Source organism: Xanthomonas nasturtii (assembly GCF_023337365.3).
In the GTDB taxonomy this organism is placed as follows: domain Bacteria; phylum Pseudomonadota; class Gammaproteobacteria; order Xanthomonadales; family Xanthomonadaceae; genus Xanthomonas; species Xanthomonas nasturtii.
In genome coordinates this window covers 596,016-616,092 of record NZ_CP142084.2, presented here as the reverse complement: position 1 = coordinate 616,092, position 20,077 = coordinate 596,016, and the positions used below count along the sequence as shown (strand labels likewise).

Genomic DNA, 20,077 nt, shown 5'->3' with positions numbered 1-20,077 from the left:
CGCGCTCTAGAAATGGAACCAGGTTCCACCGTTTGTCATGCGCACGTTTTACAGTCGGGAGCGCATTCCCCGATCACAAGGAGCTGTCGATGAGGTTGCCGTCCCGTGCTGTGTCCCTGCGTTGCACCCTGCCCCTGGCCTGCGCGTTCGCGCTGAGCGCCACGGCCGCCAATGCGGCGGTCTTCATCAACGAGCTGCACTACGACGACGCAGGCGCCTCCGGCGACAGCGGCGAAGGCGTGGAAGTGGTGGCCACCGCCGGCGAATCGCTGAGCGGCTACCGCATCTATCTGTATAACGGCAGCGCCCCGAGCGCGGCCACGGTCTACGCCAACACCGCGGTGCCGGCCGGCAGCCCGGTCAGCTGCGGCAGCCAGGTGCGGCTGGCCACCGTGAGCTACGCCAGCAACGGCGTGCAGAACGGGCCCAACGACGGCGTGGCATTGGTCGACCCCAATGGCCAGTTGGTGCAGTTCCTCAGCTACGAAGGCGCCATCACCGGCGGCGGTGGCCCGGCGGCCGGGGTCACCAGCCAGAACCTGCCGGTCAGCGAGAGCAACAGCAGCGCGGTCGGCAGTTCGCTGCAACTCACCGGCACCGGCAGCGCGGAAGCGAACTTCAGCTGGGCCGGCTCGGCGGCGCAGACCTTTGGCGCCTGCAACCGCGGCCAGACCTTCAACGGCAGCGGCGGCGGTGGCGGCAGCACGGGCGCACCGACGATCACCAGCACCTTGCCGAACCAGGGCGCCACCGGCTTCCCGGCGGCCGGCGACCTGGCGGTGGGCTTCAGCGAAGCGGTGACGTTGAGCAGCGGCGCGTTCGCGCTGAGCTGCGCCCGTTCCGGCAACGTGGCACTGAGCTACGCAACCACGGGCACCCGTTTCACCCTGTCCACCAACACCGCCCTGGTCGGCGGCGAGCGCTGCACCCTGGCCATCACCGCCAGCGCCATCCGCGATGCCAGCGGCCTGAGCCCGGCCGCCAACCAGGCCATCGCCTTCACCGTGGCCACTGCCAGCGGCGGCGCCACCGGTTACTACTCGCGGGTCAACACCGCCAATGCCAGCCAGCTGCGCTGCTCGCTCAACGCCACCATCCGCGGCCACACGGTCTACCCGTACAGCGGCACCGGCACCAATACCTGGACCATCCTGGAGATGGCCGACGAGGACCCCAACAACAGCGGCCGCATCCTGGACGCCTACCGCAACCGCAGCTACGCCAAGGGTAGCGACCGGGCCGGGACCGGCAGCGGGCTGACCTACAACCGCGAGCACACCTGGCCCAACTCGCTGGGCTTCGGCAGCGCCACCGGCGACCGCGGCCTGCCGTATGCGCCCTACACCGACACCCACATGCTGTACCTGACCGACACCACCTTCAACGCCGACCGCGGCAACAAGCCCTATGCCACCTGCACCAGCAGCTGCGGCGAGCGCGTGACCGAGGTCAACGACGGCAGTGGCGGCGGCAGCGGGCGCTATCCGGGCAATTCCAACTGGGTGCGCACGCCCGACGGCAACGGCGGCACCTTCGAAGTGTGGGGCAAGCGCAAGGGCGACATGGCGCGTGCGGTGATGTACATGGCGATCCGCTACGAGGGCGGCACCGACGCGGCCACCGGGCAGTCCGAGCCGGACCTGGAGCTCACCGACGACCGCAGCAAGATCGTGCAGACCTTTGCCTCGCCGGCCTACATGGGCCTGCTGTCCACGCTGCTGGCCTGGCACCAGGCCGACCCGCCGGACGATGCCGAACGTGCCCGCAACCAGGTGATCTTCAGCTTCCAGGGCAACCGCAACCCGTTCGTGGATCACCCCGAATGGGCCACTACCGGTCTGTTCAATTCGGCCAGACCGGCCAGCTGCCAGCTGGCCAACTGAGCTGCGCCGGCCCGGCGCATGATGCGACGGGCCGGTAGAGTTGGGTCATGCGGGAAAAGACGTACGGGAACCGGTGGCGGCCAGGCGCCGGTGCCGACGGCGTGCTTCGCAGCAGACAGCACGCCCTCGATCGGATCCGATGCTGGTAACTAACGCCGGGCGTGGCAATGCGTAGCCTCCGCACCGACATGCGGAATTTCAACAACGCCTCGCCAACGACTGCTGCCTCCTCGCACGCGAGCGAAATAATCGTCGGGGCAGCCCGCGCAACGCACGCCGCAGACGTTGTCGGCCAGTCTTCGCAACCGAGCCCGCGTTCTTAGCCCTGGCATGGCCGGCGCAGTGCGGCACGCGCTACTTGCCGGCCCCAGGCCGCCGCTGCACGCAGGCACGGCCGCCCTGCCCTTCCGCACGGCGAAGGCAGCGAAGTTGCCACTGTTCCGGAACCGGCGGTCGATCCCCCGCAGGCAGGGGATTACACTGGCAGGTCGAATGAGCGCACCTTCTCTCCATTTGTTGTTCAGCACCTGCCCGGACGCCGACAGCGCCGACCGCATCGCGCACGCGTTGCTTGAAGAGCGGCTGGCGGCCTGCGTCACCCAGCTGCCTGGCGCGCAATCGCTGTACCGCTGGAGCGGCGCGATCGAGCGCAGCACCGAAGTGCAACTGCTGATCAAGACCTGGGACGACCGCCTGCCCGACGCTATCGCGCGGTTGCAGGCCTTGCATCCGTATGAACTGCCGGAAGCGGTCGCTGTCCAAGCCAGCGCCGGGCTGCCGGCATATCTCGATTGGGTCCGGGCCGAAACCCGCAAGGAATCCTGACGTCCATGAAGTCTCTGTCCCGCTGGATCGCCCGCTGCGCGTTGCTGGCCGCCCCCTTGTTCGCCGCGCCGCTGGCGTTACTGGCACCTGCCCCGGCGCAGGCGGCAGTGACCGAAGCCGACCTGCTGCCGGTGGACCAGGCCTTCGCACTGAGCGCCACCGCCGACAGCCGCGACCGCATCGCGTTGAGCTGGAAGATCGCGCCGGGCTATTACTTGTATCGCCACCGCATCAGCGTCAAATCCGGGCAGGGCTTTGCTGCCGGAGAGCTGGCGCTGCCGGAAGGCGAGAGCAAGCACGACGAGTTCTTCGGCCAGGTGCAGACCTACCGCAAGCAGCTGCAGGCCACCCTGGCCGGCAAGGCCGTGCCGGCCGTGCAGACCGCCGTCCTGCAGGTGCAATACCAGGGCTGCGCCGATGCCGGCGTGTGCTACCCGCCGCAGCGGCGCGAGATCCGCGTCAGCCTGCCCGCCGCCGCCGCGGCCGGCGCGTCAGCCACCGCCCCGCAACGCGAAAACCTGGGCGCGCTGGTGCCGCGCAGCGCGGCAGGCCCGCGCCTGTTCGGCGCCCCCGGCCAGACCGCCGGCGTGGACGCGCTGCCGCTGCCGGCCGAGCAGGCCTTCACGTTCGAAGCCATCGTCGGCGACGGCAACAGCCTGCTGCTACGCTTCACCCCGGCGCCGGGCTATTACATCTACCGCGACCGCACCTCGTTGGCGCTGGAAGGCGCCGGCGGCGTGCGCACCGGGCTGCCGCGCTGGCCGCAGGGCAAGGCGCACCGCGACGAGCACTTCGGCGATGTGGTGGTGTATTTCGACCAGGCCGAAGTCACCTTGCCGCTGCTGCGCGATCACCCCGACCCGGCGCATCTGACCCTGGTGGCCACGTTCCAGGGTTGCCAGACCGACGGCATCTGCTACCCGCCGATGACCCGCCGCGTCGCCCTCGACATCCCGGCCGGCACGGTGTCGCCGCAGAACCAGGCGCAAGCCGCGCCGTTGATGATTTCGCCGCTGGCCGCCGGCCAGGCGCCGGTTGAACCCGCACCCGCCGCCGATACTGCCGGCCCGGTCGCCGACGCTTCGGCCGGCAACCCCCAGCGCACCCCGCCACCGCATACCGACAAGGGCCTGCTGGCGATGCTGGTGCTGGCGCTGCTCGGCGGGCTGGTGCTGAACCTGATGCCGTGCGTGCTGCCGATCCTGTCGCTGAAGGTGCTGGGCCTGGCGCACAGCGGCGAGAGCCGCAGCCACGCGCGCAGCCATGCCATCTGGTACTCGCTGGGCGTGCTGGTGTCCTTCGCCGCCATCGGCGGGCTGGTGATCGGCTTGCGTGCAGCCGGGCAGGCCGCCGGCTGGGGCTTCCAGCTGCAGCAGCCGTGGTTCGTCGCCGCGCTGGCGTATCTGATGTTCGCGGTGGGCCTGAGCCTGTCGGGCGTGTTTACGCTGGGCAGCAATCTGGGCGGCATCGGCCAGTCGCTGGCATCGCGCAACGGCCCACTCGGTGATTTCTTCACCGGCGTGCTGGCCTGCGTGGTGGCAAGCCCCTGCATCGCCCCGTTCATGGGTACCGCCCTGGCGTATGCGTTCACCGCACCGGCGCTGCTGGCAATGCTGGTGTTCCTGGCGCTGGGCCTGGGCCTGGCGCTGCCGTTCCTGCTGATCGGCTTCATCCCCTCGCTGGCGCGGCGCCTGCCCACGCCCGGTGCGTGGATGGAAACGCTCAAGCAGGTGCTCGCGTTCCCGATGTATCTCACCGCGATCTGGCTGCTGTGGGTGCTGGGCAAGCAGCGCGGTGTGGATGCGCTGGCGTTGATGCTGGTCGGTGCCACCCTGCTCGCCTTGGGGCTGTGGTGTTTCGAACGCAGCCGCTGGAAGAGCCACCGCCTGGGCATGGGCCTGGCCACGGTGATGCTGGTGCTGGCGCTGGTGCCGGTGGTCGCAGTCACCCGCCTCAGCCTGCCCGCGGCCACCGCGGCCGAAGGCGTGGTGGCGTTCTCGCCGCAACTGCTGGACCGCCTACGCGCCGACAACCGCGTGGTGTTCGTCAACATGACCGCCGACTGGTGCGTGACCTGCAAGGCCAACGAAAGGAACGTGCTGAGCAGCGCCGAATTCCGCGATGCACTGCGTCGCGTCGATGCGGTCTACATGAAAGGCAACTGGACCAACGTCGACCCCAAGATCAGCGCCTTCCTGGACCAGCACCAGGCCGTCGGCGTGCCGCTGTACGTGGTCTACGGCCCCGGCGCGCCACCGGCGATCCTGCCCACGGTGCTGACTGGCGCGATCACCGAGGATGCCTTGCTGCGCGCGGCGCGGTGAGTCGCGTTGTGAGTGCAGGCAAGGGTGTGATGTTCTGCGAACGCGTCGAGGGCGACACACCAACCCCGGCAACGCCACCCAGGCTGCGCACGGCGCTGCACTGACATAGATCGTTGTGGCGGCGCTGCCGCTGCAATGCGCAAACAGATCCGGCGGCCAACGGCGAGCATCCGCCGGCTGTTGGTGGTCGCAGCAGACACGCCAGCGTCGATTGGCGGCATTGCTGGCGGTGCGACTTGCGACACGCCACTGCGCCATTGCCACCGCAGGCCGCCCGGGCGATCGACCACCACGCGAGGCAGCGCGATCGAAGACCCAAACGACGAACTGCTGCCGCGGGCACAAAACCCCGACGCGCGGCTGTGGAGGATGCAGATATCCAAACCGGCAGCACTGCCGACCTGGCCGTGTCGCCTGATTGCCGGGCCCAAGCGCATCGAGCCTGACTCCACGCCGACGCGTAGAAGCTCTACGCACGGCAGGCGGCGGGCCCTCGCAACCGGACCTGTTCTGCCCGGATGCCCGCCAGCACTCGCACCCGCCGCAGCCACTGCGCACTTTCAATCGAACGTTTAAAACACGCACAACTTCGCCTATCTGGACAGCAACGCCCACATCGCGCAGACTTCGGGCCTTTCCACTCTGCTGGATCCCATGGCCCACCTGCTGCTGTTGCACGGCCCCAACCTCAACCTGCTCGGCACCCGCGAGCCGGAGGTCTACGGGCGCACCACGCTGGCACAGATCGATGCGGCCCTGGTCGACCATGCGCAGGCAGCCGGGCATACGCTCAGCTGCCTGCAATCCAATGCCGAGCACGTGCTGGTGGACCGCATCCACGCCGCACGCGAAGACGGCACTGCCTACATCCTGATCAACCCGGCCGCGTTCACCCACACCTCGGTGGCGCTGCGCGACGCGCTGCTGGGCGTGGGGCTGCCGTTTGTGGAAATCCATCTGTCCAATCCGCATGCGCGTGAACCGTTCCGTCACCACAGCTATCTCAGCGACAAGGCCGAGGGCGTCATCTGCGGTTTTGGCGCAGACAGTTACCGGCTGGCGCTGGAAGCGGTGATTGCGCGCCTGGAGCGCGACGCATGACACCTGCAGCACCGACCTCGGCCAGCGTGCCTGCGTCCTGACCCTATTCCCGCCGGCATCCGCCGGCACTCCCCACCGTTTCACTTCCAGAGGCCCTTATGGATCTCCGCAAAATCAAGAAACTGATCGACCTGCTCGAAGAATCCAATCTCGCCGAAATCGAGATCAAGGAAGGCGAAGAAAGCGTGCGCCTGGCGCGCGTGCCCAAGGGCACGGCGATGATGAGCGCCCCGGTGCAGCAATACGCGCCGGCCCCGGCCGCACAGGCGCCGGCTGCGGCCACCATGCCGATGCAGTCGCCCACCGAAGCCTCCACCGGCGGCGCCAAGCAGGGCGCAGCACTGCCCGAGGGCCACGTGCTGCGCGCACCGATGGTCGGCACGTTCTACATCTCGCCCGCACCGGACAAGCCGGCCTTCGTCACCGTTGGCCAGCAGGTCAAGGCCGGCGACACCCTGGCGATCATCGAAGCGATGAAGATGTTCAACCCGATCGAAGCCGACGCTTCCGGCACCATCGTGGCCATCCTCGGCGAAACCGGCCAGCCGGTGGAATTCGATCAGCCGCTGTTTGTGATTGGCTGAAGCGCCGGGATTCGGGAATCGTGATTCGGGATTCGCAAGAGCGACCGCATGAGCGCCTGACGGTGTGGCGCGATGCGATGTCGCTTGTCGAAGCGATCTACCGCCTGAGCCACGATTTTCCCGATTCCGAACGTTTTGGACTGACAGCACAGATGCGGCGTGCGGCAATCAGCGTACCGTCCAACATCGCCGAAGGTGCTGCACGGCGCTCCACCGCCGAATACCTGCGTTATCTCTCGATGGCGCGAGGCTCGCTGGCGGAGCTGGACACGCAACTGCAGATTGCAACACGCCTGCAGTTCGCATCGCCCGGTGCGGCAACTGTCGATCTGCTGAATCGCACGTTTGCCAGGCTCAATGCATTGATCCGCACGCTGGAACAATCGCGCCATCTGCGCGAATCCAGCGCCCTGTACGACTCCCCAATCCCGAATCCCGAATCCCATGCTCGATAAAGTCGTCATCGCCAACCGAGGTGAAATCGCGCTGCGCATCCTGCGCGCGTGCCACACGCTCGGCATTCGCACGGTCGCGGTGCATTCCACGGTCGACCGCAACCTCAAGCACGTCGCCATGGCCGATGAGTCGGTGTGTATCGGCCCGGCCGCGTCCAGCGACAGTTACCTCAACATCCCGGCGTTGATCGCCGCGGCCGAGGTCACCGATGCGCAGGCCATCCATCCCGGTTACGGCTTTTTGTCGGAAAACGCCGACTTTGCCGAGCGCGTGGAAGAATCCGGCTTCATCTTCATCGGCCCCAAGGCCGACACCATCCGCCTGATGGGCGACAAGGTCGAAGCGATCCGCGCGATGAAGGCCGCTGGCGTGCCGTGCGTGCCCGGCTCGGGCGGCCCGCTGGGCGATGACATCGTCGCCAACACCAAGGTGGCGCGCGAGATCGGCTACCCGGTGATCATCAAGGCCGCCGGCGGTGGCGGCGGGCGCGGCATGCGCGTGGTGCATTCGGAAGCGGCGCTCAAGGCCGCGATCGAGACCACCAAGTCCGAAGCCAAGGCCGCTTTCAGCAACGATCAGGTCTACATGGAGAAGTTCCTGGAAAATCCGCGGCACGTGGAAATCCAGGTGCTGGCCGACGGCCAGGGCGGTGCGATCCATCTGGGCGAACGCGATTGCTCGATGCAGCGCCGCCACCAGAAAGTAGTGGAAGAAGCCCCCGCACCGGGCATCACCGAAGAACTGCGCAACGCCATCGGCAAGGTCTGCGTGGACGCCTGCATCCGCATCGGTTACCGCGGCGCGGGCACCTTCGAATTCCTGTTCGAAGGCGGGCGTTTCTACTTTATCGAAATGAACACGCGTATCCAGGTGGAGCACCCGGTGACCGAGCGCATCACCGGCATTGACCTGGTGTGCGAGCAGCTGCGCATCGCCGCCGGCCACAAGCTCAGCATCAAGCAGAGCGACATCGTGCTGCGCGGGCATGCGATCGAGTGCCGCATCAACGCCGAAGACCCGGAAACCTTCATGCCCAACCCGGGCCTGATCACCGCCTTCCATCCACCCGGTGGCCCGGGTGTGCGTGTGGATACGCACATCTACGCCGGCTACAAGGTACCGCCGAACTACGACTCGATGATCGGCAAGCTGATCGTGCACGGCCCGGACCGCGAAACCGCGATCGCGCGCATGCGCGTGGCGCTGAGCGAGATGGTGGTGGACGGCATCAAGACCAACATCCCGCTGCAGCAGCGCATCATGCGCGACAAGGGCTTCCAGGCCGGTGGGCAGAACATCCACTACCTGGAAAAGCGCCTGGCCGAGCGCAAGAACAAGTCGATCGCGTTGACCTGATCGCAAGCGCCATGGCAAGTTGCGAAAAAGCCCGGGAAACCGGGCTTTTTTGTTGCTCCCTGGGGCGTCGCGCCACACTGCATCGCGCCGTCAGCCCTGCAAGCCAGCCGGTCCATGCGTAGGAGCGCAGCCGGGCGCGATGGGGCGTTATCGGTAGAGCCCTGTCGCGCCAGGGTGCGCTCTCACGGAACCGAGTGTTCGAAGACCGATGGCGCAAGCAGCGCCGGATCCGATGTGCAGTTCTTCGGTCATCTGCAAACGTGACAGTGGCTGGGCTGCGCCCCGCACGCTCCCGCCGGTGCCGCCCGCGCTACCGGATGCGCAGCGGCCGTGCTCTAGCGACACGCGACGCGCTGCACGTTCACCGCCGCGGCGCAGGCGCCTGCTGGCTGCCGGGCACCGGCACGATGCCGCTGGCCGATGACGGGTCGACCACGGTCATGGTTTCGGTGGAGCCGTCCGGCCACACCACCTGAAACGTCGAGCCTGCCGGCAAGGTGGAAAACGGCATGGCGCTGCTGGCGCGGTACACCGCTGCAACCTGGCTTGCGCCGTGCCGGCGCTGCTGTTCGTCGGCGGTGACGCTGGTGGATTTCACCGACAGCGGCTGGTAGCGATGATCGGCGGTATCGATCATCACGATGCCCACCGCCGCCGCCGAATACGCCACGAACAATGCGACCCAGAACCAGAACTTGGCGCCATGCGCCAACCGACGGTAATTCATGACTGCGCTCCCGGCTCGGATACCAATTTATCGACCATCTCATCCACCCTGTCTGCTCCCTGCCGCGGCACCGCGGCATCGAATACGAACGACACAAAATCCTGCGCGGCATCGCGCGAGCAGATGCCGGCGTTGGCGCAATAACTGGTGACCAGGGTGCTGTCGGCGCTGCAATCCAGCCCCAGCCGGCACGCGGCCACTTGCCAGGCCAGTTCGGCGAACTGATCGCCGGCCACATAGCCTTGCAGACTGTCATCGCCGCTGGCGCGCGCGCCCATGGCCGGGGCCAGGGCCAGATAGGCTTCCGGATCGCGCGAGGCCAGCACGCGTTGCACCAGCGCGCGCTTGTAGCCGGGCGATGCCTGCAAGGGTTCGCCCAGTGCCAGCATGGCGGCCTCGGCGGCCAGGCTGCCGGCACGCGCCGCGGCCTGGCGTTGCTGGGCGACCACGCGCACGCTTAATCCATCGGCGAGGGCAAAACCGGCGCAGCGCTGCGCCACGCGCTCACGCGCGGCGTGCATCGCCACCACCCCGGGGGTGTGTTGCGCGGCGATCCAGGCACTGTCGGCGGCATAGCCGGACGGGCTGGCCGCATAGGGCGCGCAGTAATCGTAGACACGGCTCAATCGCCAACCTGCTTGCGCATCGCCGGCACGTACCTGCTGCAGCAATTGCTGCGCGTAGCGGTACAGATCCGGTTGCGCTTCCACCGCGTCGCGGTAGGGCAGCTGCAGTGCCGTGCCGTGCTCTGCAAACGCGTGCTGCGGCGTTGTCACACCGCTGAGGTGCGCAGTGCTGGCAGAAACAGCCACTGATCGGTGAGCAGCGTGCTCGGCCGGCTGCGCGCGCACATGCCACCACCCGGCCGCCGCAAGCGCGGCAGGAGCGAGCAACAGCCAGAGATGGCGGGCACGAACAAGCGGCATGACAGGCGGCGACCCTGCCGCGGCAACACCCGCAGCGACGGCGCGGAGTCTAGCACCCGCCCATGCGCACAGCCGCGGCCAAGCGGACGCTGCCAGCGCGCGTCGCGGGAGGGGCGATACCGGCAATGACGGCCTGCGCGGAGTGCAGGTGCGTGGCGCGCGACAGGCACGCCACGCTGTGCGTTGGTAAAGGTGCGGCTGACCTTCAGCGTGATTCGACGCGAATGGCAACGCGCACCTTGTTCGATCACGCGGCAGTGTCATCGACACACCGAGACGCGGCCAGCCGATACACCGCCAACACCAGCACGCACGTCACCGCGCCCCGATTGCAGCCTCATCGCAAGCAGGCACCAGGATCCCGCACGCCCTGCTTGAACAACACCGCACAGCTGCCCGGCAACGAAGCACTTTTCATCAGGAACACTCATTGCCCCAAGCCATCTGTATGCGCGAGGCAATACTCCAGGGGCGGCGACTGCTCCGAATGCAGCCATCCGCGCAGCGCGGCTGCGTTGGGGCAGGCCAACACGAATGGTCTACGATGCGTGCTTTCGAATGACCCGACCGCCACGATGCCGTTTCTTGAACTGACCCTTTCCTGTTCCGAGGTCACCCAGCCCCGTTTCCAGAATGCGCTGGACGATGTCGGCGCACTGGCGGTGACCATGCTCGACGCCGATGCCGGTACCAGCAACGAGCACGCCCTTCTCGAACCCGGCGTGGGCGAAATGCCGTTGTGGGACAGGCTGACAATGACTGCGCTGTTCGACGGCGAAAGCGACGCGCTGGTGGTGCTGGCGGCGCTGGAAGCCTTCGATCCGGGCCTGGACTGGAGCCAGGTCGCGTTTCGCATGGTGGAAGACAGCGACTGGATACGCGCCTGGATGGACCTGTTCAAGCCGATGCAGTTCGGCGCGCGCACCTTTATCGTGCCGTGGAATCACGACCTGCCCGAGGCTGCCGATACTCCAGAAGCGGCGGTGGTGCGGCTGGATCCGGGCCTGGCCTACGGCTCGGGCGCCAGCCCGACCACCGCGTTGTGCCTGCGCTGGCTCGACAGCCTGGGCACCAGTGGCGCGCTGCAAGGCGCGCATGTACTCGACTTCGGTTGCGGCTCGGGCATTCTTGCGCTGGCCGCGCTCAAACTGGGCGCCGCCAGCGCGGTGGGCGTGGACAACGACCCGCAAGCGCTGCTGGCCACTGCCGAGAATGCCGAGCGCAATGGCCTGCAAGCGCAACTGACGGCCTACATGCCGGAGGACGAGCCGGTGCAGACCTACTCGGTGGTGGTGGCCAACATCCTGGCAACGGCGCTGGACGCGCTGGCCGAGCTGCTGGCCGCACGCGTGGCCCCGGGTGGACGCTTTGCGATGTGCGGCATCCTGCACGGCCAGGAAGACGCCTTGCTGGAACGCTACGCCCCCTGGTTCGAGCAACTGCGCTGCGAACGCGATGAAGACTGGATGCGCATCGACGGCGTGCGCCGCGCGTCCTCCGGCGCGTAATCCGCACGGCTAACGCGGTGGCCGGGCGGCGCGGATCTGCGCGGTGGTCACCGCATCGGCCACGCTGATCGCCCGCAGCCGGGTCACCGGCTGCCAGCCGCTGCGTTGCAGCGCCGCAGTGCGCCAACGCCCGGCCCAGCGGGCCACGCACAGCCGCAGCACCACCTCTGCCACCAGCAGCACTGCCCATGCTGGGGGCGACCACGCCTGTGCGCCTGCAAGCGCCACTGCACCGGCCACGCCCAGCATGAGCACACTCACCGCCAGCAGCGACCAGCGCCGGTCGCGCAGCGCCCGGACGCGTGGTGCCAGCGCGGCTGACCACTGCACGCCCTCGGCAACCGCCGTCCACTCGGAACCGCGTCGCCAGACCTGAAAACTGGGGGCGCCACGAAAGTGTTTTACCGCAGGGTCCAGTGGCGAATGCGCCGGCCATGGCGCGTCTGCGGGCGCGGAAGGCGGGGTGGTACTGCGCCCGTGGGCGTCGGGCTTGGGAACGGCAGGCTCGACCATGAACATCCTCCTTGAGTTCGCTGTGCTGTTGTCGTCATTGACGACGCGACAGTATCGCAAACATATGCCGATATGAAAGACATACGAACTATCCCCAAGCGCTGCTAGGGCTATATCTCCCGGCCCTGCCTGCTTTCCAACGGTGCCGTGTGAGCAAGCTGTACGAACGGGTACGCGAAGCCCGCAGCCTCACCAAGCTGACCCAGGAAGCCCTGGCCGGCGAGTTGGGCGTCACCCGCAGCGCCGTGGCGCAGTGGGAGATGGCCGAGGGCACCGCCCCGTCGGTGGAGAACCTGATCGGCCTGGCCAAGCGCAGCGGCATGGCGTTCGAATACCTGGCCACCGGCCGCGGCGAGCGCGTGTTCGGCCCGCCGGTGTCGGCCATTGCCGAAGAACCGGCGCAATACCGGCGCCTGGACGACCAGCAACGCGTGCTGCTGACCCGCTTCGACACCCTGGCGCCGCGCCAGCGCAGCGGCCTGCTGGATCTGTTGCTGGCCGAGGGGAAGACGCGGCGCAGGCGGTGAGCTCGGGATTCGGGATTCGGGATTCGGGAATCGGGAATCGGGAATCGGCGAGCTGACATTGCCGGGGCTGATTGTCCAAGAGGACGTTTCGCTGGTGGCAGCTCCCACATCTTTGGGGCCGGGCCTGGATGGGACTCGCTTGCTTGCGGTGGTTCGGCGGCGGCCGTCGGCGTGAGCTGCGCTGCGCGATTGGCGTCAGCACAGACGCTTGCCGGTTCGCCCTGCGCCATGCGCGTGGTTGAATAGGGCTCTTCCCGCTGCACGCCTGCCGATGTCCGAGACTCCGCCACCGCGCCGCCCCCTGGCCACGTTCCTGCGTGCGACGCCGGCCGCTCCATCGCTGATTCCGACCCCGGCTGTGCCGCCCACCGAACCGGCAGAGCAGGTGCCACCGGCCCCGGCTTCCGCATTGCCGCCGGCCCCAGCAGCGGAGCGGGTCGCCGCGCCACCGGCGCCGCGCGTGCCTGCGCCTTCTGCGTCGGCCGCCGCGCATACCGTCCCCGGCGACCACGGGCTGGCCCCGCCCGTTACCGTTACCGATGCAGCTGCTGCGGGCCGCCCGGACCAAAACACGCAACCACTGCCAGGCACCGTGGACGCGGCGCAGCCGGGTGCGCTGCGTGCGGCAGCCGATCGCGACGCGTCTTATCCGAATGCGCCGGGCACACCACCAGCGTCCGCACACACGACGGGCCGTGACACTTCAATTGCAACAGCGCCAGCCTCTGCGCGGCCTGCAGGCGCCGCGGCAACGCCGACGATCATCACGACAACCGACACCGACACCAGCGCAAGCCACCAGGTGACGAGCGTGACCGACAGCGCACCGCACGCAGATCGTCTTTCCGGCCGCACCGATCCGGCAGCAACCGAACTCGCCACCGCCAGCGCACCGGCAGCCGATCCCGCGGAGGTGGAGGCCGATGTCGGTGGCGCGCCACGCGACACCACAGCGCAGTTCCATCCCCTGCCCGCTGCCGCCGCCCCTGCGTTTGCGCGGCGTGGCATCGGCCGTCCGCGCCTGCGCGCCAGCGGGCTGCAGTGGGCGGTGTTGGTGGGCTTGGTCGCTGTGCTCGGCTTGCAAATCGTCATTGCCGACCGTGCCCAGCTGGCCAGCAATGCACGCTGGCGCCCGTTGGTCAGCGCGGCCTGCACCCTGGCGCGCTGCACGTTGCCGGCCTGGCGCGAGCCGGCGGCGCTGACCCTGCTCAACCGCGATGTGCGCCCGCTGCCTGGCGTGGCCGGCGTGCTGCAGATCCAGGCCAGCTTCCGTAACGACGCGCGCTGGGCGCAGGCCTGGCCGTGGCTGCAGCTGTCGCTGTCCGACGCCGATGGCCGGGTGATCGGCACCCGCGTGCTGTCGCCACAGGAGTATCTGGGCCCGTCGCCAGACGCGCAGGACACCCTGGCGCCGGGGCAGGCGGTGCAGGTGGCGTTCCGCGTGCGCGAACCGGCCGCGAGCACGGCAGCCTTCAGTTTCGACTTCCGGTGAGCGGGCGCGACCGCCACGCATGCGTCACACGGGCGTGGCGAGCGATGAGGTCACGCGCTAGACTCACTCCCCCTCGCCGGCCACGCGTCCCGGCTTCGTGACACTGGGAACCTCCTTTGAACGCAGCCCCCTCTCGTCCTGACACCAGTCGTGGCGCCCCGAAGTCGCCCCTGCGCGAACACGTGGCCCAGTCCGTGCGCCGTTATCTGCGCGACCTGGACGGCAGCGACGCCGATGATGTGTATGAAATCGTGCTGCGCGAGATGGAGATCCCGTTGTTCGTCGAAGTGCTCAACCACTGCGAAGGCAACCAGAGCCGCGCCGCGGCCATGCTGGGCATTCACCGGGCGACGTTGCGCAAGAAGTTGAAAGAGTACGGGCTGACCTGACGCCAGGAGTAGGATTGGCGAATCGTGAGAGCGGTGCAGCGTCGCTGGCTGTTCAGTGCGCTCCACTGCCATGGTTGACGAAGCCAAGCCGCCCTGAGCGCTGATGCATGGAGCGTCGTCTGGATGCCTCGCTCTGCCGATGCGCATCCGGCGCTGACATGCGCGTTTCACTCTGCGTGACCCGCTTCAGGGACTGGCGACGCCAGGCGGGCATGCGGCAGTCATCGGGGGCACTGCAATGCGTGTTTGAGCAGATCAGGCCAACTGCCGCTCATCGGGCAGTTGGCTGCAGCCGCTGATCAACGCCGCAGATTGCCTGCGTGCGTTGCTTGCTCAGTGGGGTGCATGCGCGTCAGGCGCGTGATCGGCTGCAGACGCCGACCCGTTGTCATGCTCGAGCACGATCGCTTCGATCGTGTCGAAAGGATCGTCGAATTTTTCGACCACGTTCTTGTCGTCGTCGACCTGATAGGCGGTATCGGCTTCGACACCCTCCTCGCCGGTCTTGGCAATGATGTTGGTATAGCGCTTGCCGTCCCAGCATCGGAAGATCAGCACCGAGTCTTCGCCACCGGTGAGGGTGGAGCCCAGGCTACCGATCAACCGGCTGTTGGCGCCCGCGGTCAGGATGCTGTTCTTGCCGGCGGTCAACTTGCTGCGGTCGCCTGCCATCAGCGAGCAATCGTCGCCTGCGGTGAGTTTGCTGCGGTCCCCCGCGGTGAGGAAGCTGTTGCTGCCGGCCAGCAACTTGCTGCGATCGCCGGCGATCTGGGTGCTGTCGGCGCCGGCGATCAGCTTGCTGCGGTCGCCTGCGGTCTGGATGCTGCCCCTGCCGGCGATCAGCGTGCTGCGCGAACCGGCCGTCTGCGAACTCAGCTTGCCGGCGATCAACATGCTGCGATGGCCGGCAATCTGGGTACTTTCGTGTCCTGCGATCAACGAGCTTCCGTAGCTTGCGATCTGGTTGCTGCCATAGCCAGCGGTCAGATAGCTGCGCACGCCACTGGTCAGGCTGCTGCCATACCCGGCGATCAGCGAGCTGTCCTGTCCTGCGGTCTCGGTGCTGCCGTAGCCTGCCGTCAGCGTACTGTTGTCCAGGGCCATCAAGGTGCTGCCGTAGCCGGCGATCAGCGTGCTGGAGAAACCGGCGATTTCGGTACTGCCGTAGCCGGCGGTGAGCGAGCTGTTTTCCAGCGCGGTCAGCGTGCTGCCGTAACCGGCGGTCAGGGTGCTTTCGTAGCCGGCGGTCTGGGTACTGCCATATCCCGCGATCAGGGTGCTTTCATAGCCGGCGGTGGAATTGCTGCCGTAACCGGCGGTCAGGATGCTGCCATGGCCGGCCGTTTGCGTGCTGCCGTAGCCGGTGGTGAGCCAACTGATTTCCTGCGCCGTCTGGGTGCTGCCGTAGCCGGCGGTCAAGGTACTTTCGTAGCCGGCCGTCTGCGTGCTGCCATAGCCGGCAATCAACGAACTCTGGAAGCTGGCGGTGGACGTACTGCCGTAGCCGGTGATCAACCAGCTGCTGCTCTGCGCGGTCTGGGTACTGCCGTAACCGGCCGTCAGGAAGCTGTCGTAACCGGCAGTCTGGGTACTGCCATAACCCGCGATCAGCGAGCTGTCCGGGCCGGCCATGGAGGAACTGCCGTAGCCGGCGATCAGCGAACTGCTTTCCTGCGCGGTCTGGGTGCTGCCATAGCCGGTGGTGAGAATGCTCTTGTAGCCGGCGGTCTGGGTACTGCCATAGCCGGCAATCAGCGTACTGTCATGCCCTGCCGTCGATGTGCTGCCGTAACCGGTGGTGAGCGTGCTGCGCTCCTGCGCGGTCTGGGTGCTGCCGTAGCCTGCGGTGAGGATGCTTTTGAAGCCGGCCGTCTGGGTGCTGCCGTAGCCGGCGATCAGCGAGCTGTCGGAGCCGGCGGTGGACGAACTGCCATAGCCGGCAGTGAGCATGCTGCCCTCTTGCGCGGTCTGGGTGCTGCCGTAGCCGGTGGTCAGGATGCTTTTGAAGCCGGCCGTCTGCGTGCTGCCATAGCCTGCGATCAGCGAACTGTCAGAACCCGCAGTTGAAGTGCTCCCGTAACCGGCGGTGAGGTCACTGCCCTTACGTGCGGTTTGCGTACTGCCGTAGCCGGCAGTGAGCGAGCTGTCGCCCCCGGAGGTCTGGGTGCTGCCATAGCCGGCGATCAGCGTGCTGTCGGCACCGGCGGTCGATGTGCTGCCATAGCCGGTGGTGAGGTCGCTGCCCTTACGTGCGGTTTGCGTGCTGCCGTAGCCGGCAGTGAGCGAGCTGTCGCCGCCGGAGGTCTGGGTGCTGCCATAACCGGCGATCAGCGTGCTGTCGGCACCGGCGGTCGATGTGCTGCCATAGCCGGTGGTGAGGTCGCTGCCCTTACGTGCGGTTTGCGTGCTGCCGTAGCCGGCAGTGAGCGAACTTTCCCCGCCGGAGGTCTGGGTACTTCCGTACCCTGCAATCAAGGTGCTGTCGGCACCGGCCGTGGAGGTGCTGCCATAGCCGGTGGTGAGGTCGCTGCCTTTGCGCGCGGTTTGCGTGCTGCCGTAGCCGGCGGTCAGCGAACTGTCGCCGCCCGATGTCTGGGTGCTGCCATAACCGGCAATCAAGGTGCTGTCGGCGCCGGCCGTGGAGGTGCTGCCGTAGCCAGTGGTGAGGTCGCTGCCCTTGCGTGCCGTTTGCGTGCTGCCGTAGCCCGCAGTGAGCGAACTTTCACCACCGGACGTCTGCGTGCTGCCATAACCGGCGATCAAGGTGCTGTCGGCACCCGCCGTGGAGGTACTGCCGTAGCCGGTGGTCAGGTCGCTACCGCTGCGCGCGGTTTGCGTGCTGCCGTAACCCGCAGTGAGGGAGCTGTCCCCGCCGGATGTCTGGGTACTGCCATAACCGGCAATCAAGGTGCTGTCAGCGCCGGCCGTGGAGGTACTGCCGTAGCCGGTGGTCAGGTCGCTGCCCTTGCGTGCGGTTTGCGTGCTGCCGTAGCCGGCGGTCAGCGAACTGTCGCCGCCCGATGTCTGGGTGCTGCCATAACCGGCGATCAAGGTGCTGTCGGCGCCGGCCGTGGAGGTGCTGCCGTAGCCAGTGGTCAGGTCGCTACCGCTTCGCGCCGTCTGGGTGCTTCCATAACCGGCAGTCAGCGAGCTTTCGCCGCCGGAGGTCTGCGTGCTGCCGTAGCCTGCAATCAATGTGCTGTCGGCGCCGGCCGTGGAGGTGCTGCCATAGCCGGTGGTCAGGTCGCTGCCGCTGCGCGCGGTCTGCGTGCTGCCGTAGCCGGCGGTCAGCGAACTGTCGCCGCCCGATGTCTGGGTGCTGCCATAACCGGCGATCAGCGTGCTGTCCGCACCGGCGGTTGCGGTGCTGCCATAGCCGGCAGTTAGATCGCTGCCTTTGCGCGCAGTCTGCGTGCTGCCGTAGCCGGCGGTGAGCGAGCTGTCCCCGCCGGAGGTCTGGGTGCTGCCATAGCCGGCGATCAGCGTGCTGTCCGCACCGGCAGTGGATGTGCTGCCGTAACCCGCAGTGAGGTCGCTGCCGGTGCGGGCGGTCTGGGTGCTGCCGTAGCCTGCCGTCAGCGAGCTGTCGTTGCCCGATGTCTGCGTACTGCCATAACCGGCGATCAATGAGCTATCGGCACCGGCGGTGCCCGTGCTGCCATAGCCGGCGGTGAGGTCACTGCCGTCCTGCGCTGTCTGCGTGCTGCCATAGCCGGCGGTCAGCGAGCTTTCTCCGCCCGAGGTCTGGGTGCTGCCGTAGCCGGCGATCAGCGAACTATCGGTGCCCGCCGTGCTGGTGCTGCCGTAGCCTGCGGTGAGGTCGCTGCCGTTCCGCGCGGTTTGGGTGCTGCCGTAGCCGGCAGTCAACGAGCTGTCGCCGCCGGAGGTTTGCGTGCTGCCATAGCCGGCGATCAGCGAGCTGTCTGCACCGGCAGTTTCGGTACTGCCGTAACCTGCCGTCAGCTCGCTGCCCTGGCGCGCGGTCTGGGTGCTGCCATAGCCGGCAGTGAGCGTGCTGCCCCCGCCTGCGGTCTGGGAACTGCCATAGCCGGCCACGATGGTGCTGTCGGATCCGGCCACGCCGGTACTGCCATAGCCGGCGATCAACTCGCTGCCGTTACCGGCGGTCTCGGTGCTTCCATAGCCTGCGATCAGCTGACTCTGATCGGCGCCGGTGAGCGTGCTGCCATAGGTGGCGATTTCGCGGGTGCGCAGGATCGTATTGGACGGCTGCGCGGCTTGGGGATCGGTGCCGTTGGGCGGTGATGGAAGTGGCGCGGTGGAATGCGGACCGCTTTCAACAGCCGGTGCGGTGAACTGCGCGTGCGGTGCCTTGGGGGTGAATTCCGCAGCCATGACCGTGTCGTCAGGCAATTCGGGTTTGGGTGGCGCGTGTTGCTCGATGCCGGCGGCGATGCAGCTCATCGCGCCCGCACGGTTACCGGCGTAGACCACGTCGGCCTTTGGGAACTTGATCATTCCCTCTTCGCCCAACCAGATGATATCTGCGGTCTCCACCATGCACACCACCCAGTGCGCATCGGCATGCATGTTCAGATGCGCATTGGTTCCCTGCCCCCACAACAAACCGGTCAAACCATTTTCCTGTTTGACGCTAGGCTGCCAATGCCTGCATTCGACCGGACCGCTTTTCGGCCAGATCAATCCACAATGATCGGACATGTTGTTTGTGCATGTGCGTAATGCCAAAACTTTTTCACGATTCATAAGATAATCTCATCTGAATTTTCTAAAACAGCCGCGCAAGTCAGGTTCATGCCATCGCCGATAGAAAGATGGGAGCGACGCCCATGCGGGCGAAACGCATCCTCCCGCTGGCAAGGACTGCGTCGGAACGGCAATGGTGGTCCTTCGGGAACGCCCTAGGGCGCGGAGTGCGCTGGGGTGTCTTGCTTGAATCGCAGGGTCATGGATCGCCGTGACGGCAAGACGCAGCTTAGGATGAGGGCAAGGCTGGCTCCTGCACGGCAGCCCTTGCAGCAAGTAGTGGTGGACGCCTCGCCGACAGCGTCATTGCCTTTGAACGTTAGGGAACTCAACAGATCAGCGAGTCCAGATCGTGATTCAGCAGCACATGGCAGATGTCGCCACAGCAGAAAACATGTTTCCGATACCGAAGCGCGAAACGCGCGTTGCGCCGAGATTTCCAACTTTTTTCTAAATATGCGAACTGGTCTTGATTATGTCATTTGGCGAATCGCTCGCTTTCGGACAGACCGGCAGCCCGCCGATTTTTACAGCAAAGTGTTTTCGTGATTAATGCATTATTTATTGGTGAATTGGCCCGCCAAATCAATTTAATCGCAATGGTCGAATGTCGCTTTTCAGATGTGCACTCAGTCATTTTGCGTTTGTGACGCGGACTTTATCTCACTGCATCAGCGCGCTCCTCTTCTCCGCCGGGTCGATCATGCGCGGCAGCTGCCGCATTTACGGCAAGCCGGC

At 66.9% G+C, this 20,077-nt stretch carries 15 protein-coding genes; 11 read left to right on the top strand and 4 right to left on the bottom strand.

The features are described from left to right. Nucleotides 1-89 precede the first annotated feature (89 nt). The 7 genes from M3O59_RS02655 (at nucleotide 90) to accC (ending at nucleotide 8,529) form a co-directional block, all read left to right on the top strand. Nucleotides 90-1,883 (top strand): endonuclease, encoded by a 1,794-nt coding sequence (locus M3O59_RS02655; protein WP_116905935.1) that lies wholly within the window; start codon nucleotides 90-92, stop codon nucleotides 1,881-1,883. Nucleotides 1,884-2,375: 492 nt separating this feature from the next. Further along, the gene (cutA, locus tag M3O59_RS02650; protein WP_064629902.1) at nucleotides 2,376-2,708 is read left to right on the top strand and encodes a divalent-cation tolerance protein CutA; all 333 of its coding nucleotides are present in this window, start codon (nucleotides 2,376-2,378) and stop codon (nucleotides 2,706-2,708) included. Between the two features lie 5 nt (nucleotides 2,709-2,713). After that, the gene (locus M3O59_RS02645) at nucleotides 2,714-5,032 is read left to right on the top strand and encodes a protein-disulfide reductase DsbD family protein (protein ID WP_116905936.1); all 2,319 of its coding nucleotides are present in this window, start codon (nucleotides 2,714-2,716) and stop codon (nucleotides 5,030-5,032) included. Nucleotides 5,033-5,686: 654 nt separating this feature from the next. After that, a complete protein-coding gene (gene aroQ / locus M3O59_RS02640) occupies nucleotides 5,687-6,133 on the top strand; it encodes a type II 3-dehydroquinate dehydratase (protein ID WP_116905937.1) in 447 nt (148 codons plus the stop codon). Between the two features lie 98 nt (nucleotides 6,134-6,231). Further along, complete coding sequence (gene accB, locus M3O59_RS02635) at nucleotides 6,232-6,717, top strand: acetyl-CoA carboxylase biotin carboxyl carrier protein (protein WP_116905938.1); 486 nt, start codon at nucleotides 6,232-6,234, stop codon at nucleotides 6,715-6,717. 77 nt (nucleotides 6,718-6,794) lie between these two features. Next, complete coding sequence (locus M3O59_RS02630) at nucleotides 6,795-7,172, top strand: four helix bundle protein (RefSeq protein ID WP_239686939.1); 378 nt, start codon at nucleotides 6,795-6,797, stop codon at nucleotides 7,170-7,172. Beyond that, on the top strand, nucleotides 7,162-8,529 hold the full coding sequence (accC, locus tag M3O59_RS02625; protein WP_064629891.1) for an acetyl-CoA carboxylase biotin carboxylase subunit: 1,368 nt from the start codon (nucleotides 7,162-7,164) through the stop codon (nucleotides 8,527-8,529). Before M3O59_RS02630 ends, accC begins: the two co-directional genes overlap by 11 nt. Nucleotides 8,530-8,890: 361 nt before the next feature. Here accC and M3O59_RS02620 read toward each other — a convergent pair whose 3' ends face one another. Further along, entirely contained in the window at nucleotides 8,891-9,256 is a 366-nt protein-coding gene (locus tag M3O59_RS02620; protein WP_064629889.1) for a hypothetical protein, read from the bottom strand. Next, a complete protein-coding gene (locus tag M3O59_RS02615; protein ID WP_116905939.1) occupies nucleotides 9,253-10,182 on the bottom strand; it encodes a hypothetical protein in 930 nt (309 codons plus the stop codon). Before M3O59_RS02615 ends, M3O59_RS02620 begins: the two co-directional genes overlap by 4 nt. Before the next feature lie 575 nt (nucleotides 10,183-10,757). On the opposite strand from M3O59_RS02615, the gene prmA reads away from it, so the two are divergent. Further along, complete coding sequence (prmA, locus tag M3O59_RS02610; RefSeq protein WP_064629885.1) at nucleotides 10,758-11,690, top strand: 50S ribosomal protein L11 methyltransferase; 933 nt, start codon at nucleotides 10,758-10,760, stop codon at nucleotides 11,688-11,690. Nucleotides 11,691-11,699: 9 nt separating this feature from the next. Here prmA and M3O59_RS02605 read toward each other — a convergent pair whose 3' ends face one another. Continuing rightward, a complete protein-coding gene (locus tag M3O59_RS02605; protein WP_116905940.1) occupies nucleotides 11,700-12,209 on the bottom strand; it encodes a hypothetical protein in 510 nt (169 codons plus the stop codon). 143 nt (nucleotides 12,210-12,352) lie between these two features. Here M3O59_RS02605 and M3O59_RS02600 point away from each other — a divergent pair, with 143 nt between their 5' ends. The 3 genes from M3O59_RS02600 (at nucleotide 12,353) to fis (ending at nucleotide 14,611) form a co-directional block, all read left to right on the top strand. Beyond that, entirely contained in the window at nucleotides 12,353-12,730 is a 378-nt protein-coding gene (locus M3O59_RS02600; RefSeq protein ID WP_064629881.1) for a helix-turn-helix transcriptional regulator, read from the top strand. Nucleotides 12,731-13,001: 271 nt separating this feature from the next. Beyond that, nucleotides 13,002-14,222 (top strand): DUF3426 domain-containing protein, encoded by a 1,221-nt coding sequence (locus M3O59_RS02595; protein WP_116905941.1) that lies wholly within the window; start codon nucleotides 13,002-13,004, stop codon nucleotides 14,220-14,222. 116 nt (nucleotides 14,223-14,338) lie between these two features. Next, entirely contained in the window at nucleotides 14,339-14,611 is a 273-nt protein-coding gene (fis, locus tag M3O59_RS02590; protein ID WP_002804983.1) for a DNA-binding transcriptional regulator Fis, read from the top strand. Nucleotides 14,612-14,944: 333 nt separating this feature from the next. On the opposite strand, the gene M3O59_RS02585 is transcribed toward fis, so the two are convergent. Further along, nucleotides 14,945-19,339 (bottom strand): beta strand repeat-containing protein, encoded by a 4,395-nt coding sequence (locus tag M3O59_RS02585; protein WP_116905942.1) that lies wholly within the window; start codon nucleotides 19,337-19,339, stop codon nucleotides 14,945-14,947. Nucleotides 19,340-20,077 lie beyond the last annotated feature (738 nt).

What these genes read in the sequence shown, in the direction of transcription:
- accB (WP_116905938.1), top strand. Translation starts at nt 6,232, where the DNA reads ATGGATCTCCGCAAAATCAAGAAACTGATCGACCTGCTCGAAGAATCC.
- M3O59_RS02615 (WP_116905939.1), bottom strand. Translation starts at nt 10,182, where the DNA reads ATGCCGCTTGTTCGTGCCCGCCATCTCTGGCTGTTGCTCGCTCCTGCC.
- M3O59_RS02585 (WP_116905942.1), bottom strand. Translation starts at nt 19,339, where the DNA reads ATGAATCGTGAAAAAGTTTTGGCATTACGCACATGCACAAACAACATG.
- aroQ (WP_116905937.1), top strand. Translation starts at nt 5,687, where the DNA reads ATGGCCCACCTGCTGCTGTTGCACGGCCCCAACCTCAACCTGCTCGGC.
- M3O59_RS02620 (WP_064629889.1), bottom strand. Translation starts at nt 9,256, where the DNA reads ATGAATTACCGTCGGTTGGCGCATGGCGCCAAGTTCTGGTTCTGGGTC.
- M3O59_RS02655 (WP_116905935.1), top strand. Translation starts at nt 90, where the DNA reads ATGAGGTTGCCGTCCCGTGCTGTGTCCCTGCGTTGCACCCTGCCCCTG.
- prmA (WP_064629885.1), top strand. Translation starts at nt 10,758, where the DNA reads ATGCCGTTTCTTGAACTGACCCTTTCCTGTTCCGAGGTCACCCAGCCC.
- cutA (WP_064629902.1), top strand. Translation starts at nt 2,376, where the DNA reads ATGAGCGCACCTTCTCTCCATTTGTTGTTCAGCACCTGCCCGGACGCC.
- M3O59_RS02595 (WP_116905941.1), top strand. Translation starts at nt 13,002, where the DNA reads ATGTCCGAGACTCCGCCACCGCGCCGCCCCCTGGCCACGTTCCTGCGT.
- accC (WP_064629891.1), top strand. Translation starts at nt 7,162, where the DNA reads ATGCTCGATAAAGTCGTCATCGCCAACCGAGGTGAAATCGCGCTGCGC.
- M3O59_RS02630 (WP_239686939.1), top strand. Translation starts at nt 6,795, where the DNA reads ATGTCGCTTGTCGAAGCGATCTACCGCCTGAGCCACGATTTTCCCGAT.
- M3O59_RS02605 (WP_116905940.1), bottom strand. Translation starts at nt 12,209, where the DNA reads ATGTTCATGGTCGAGCCTGCCGTTCCCAAGCCCGACGCCCACGGGCGC.
- M3O59_RS02645 (WP_116905936.1), top strand. Translation starts at nt 2,714, where the DNA reads ATGAAGTCTCTGTCCCGCTGGATCGCCCGCTGCGCGTTGCTGGCCGCC.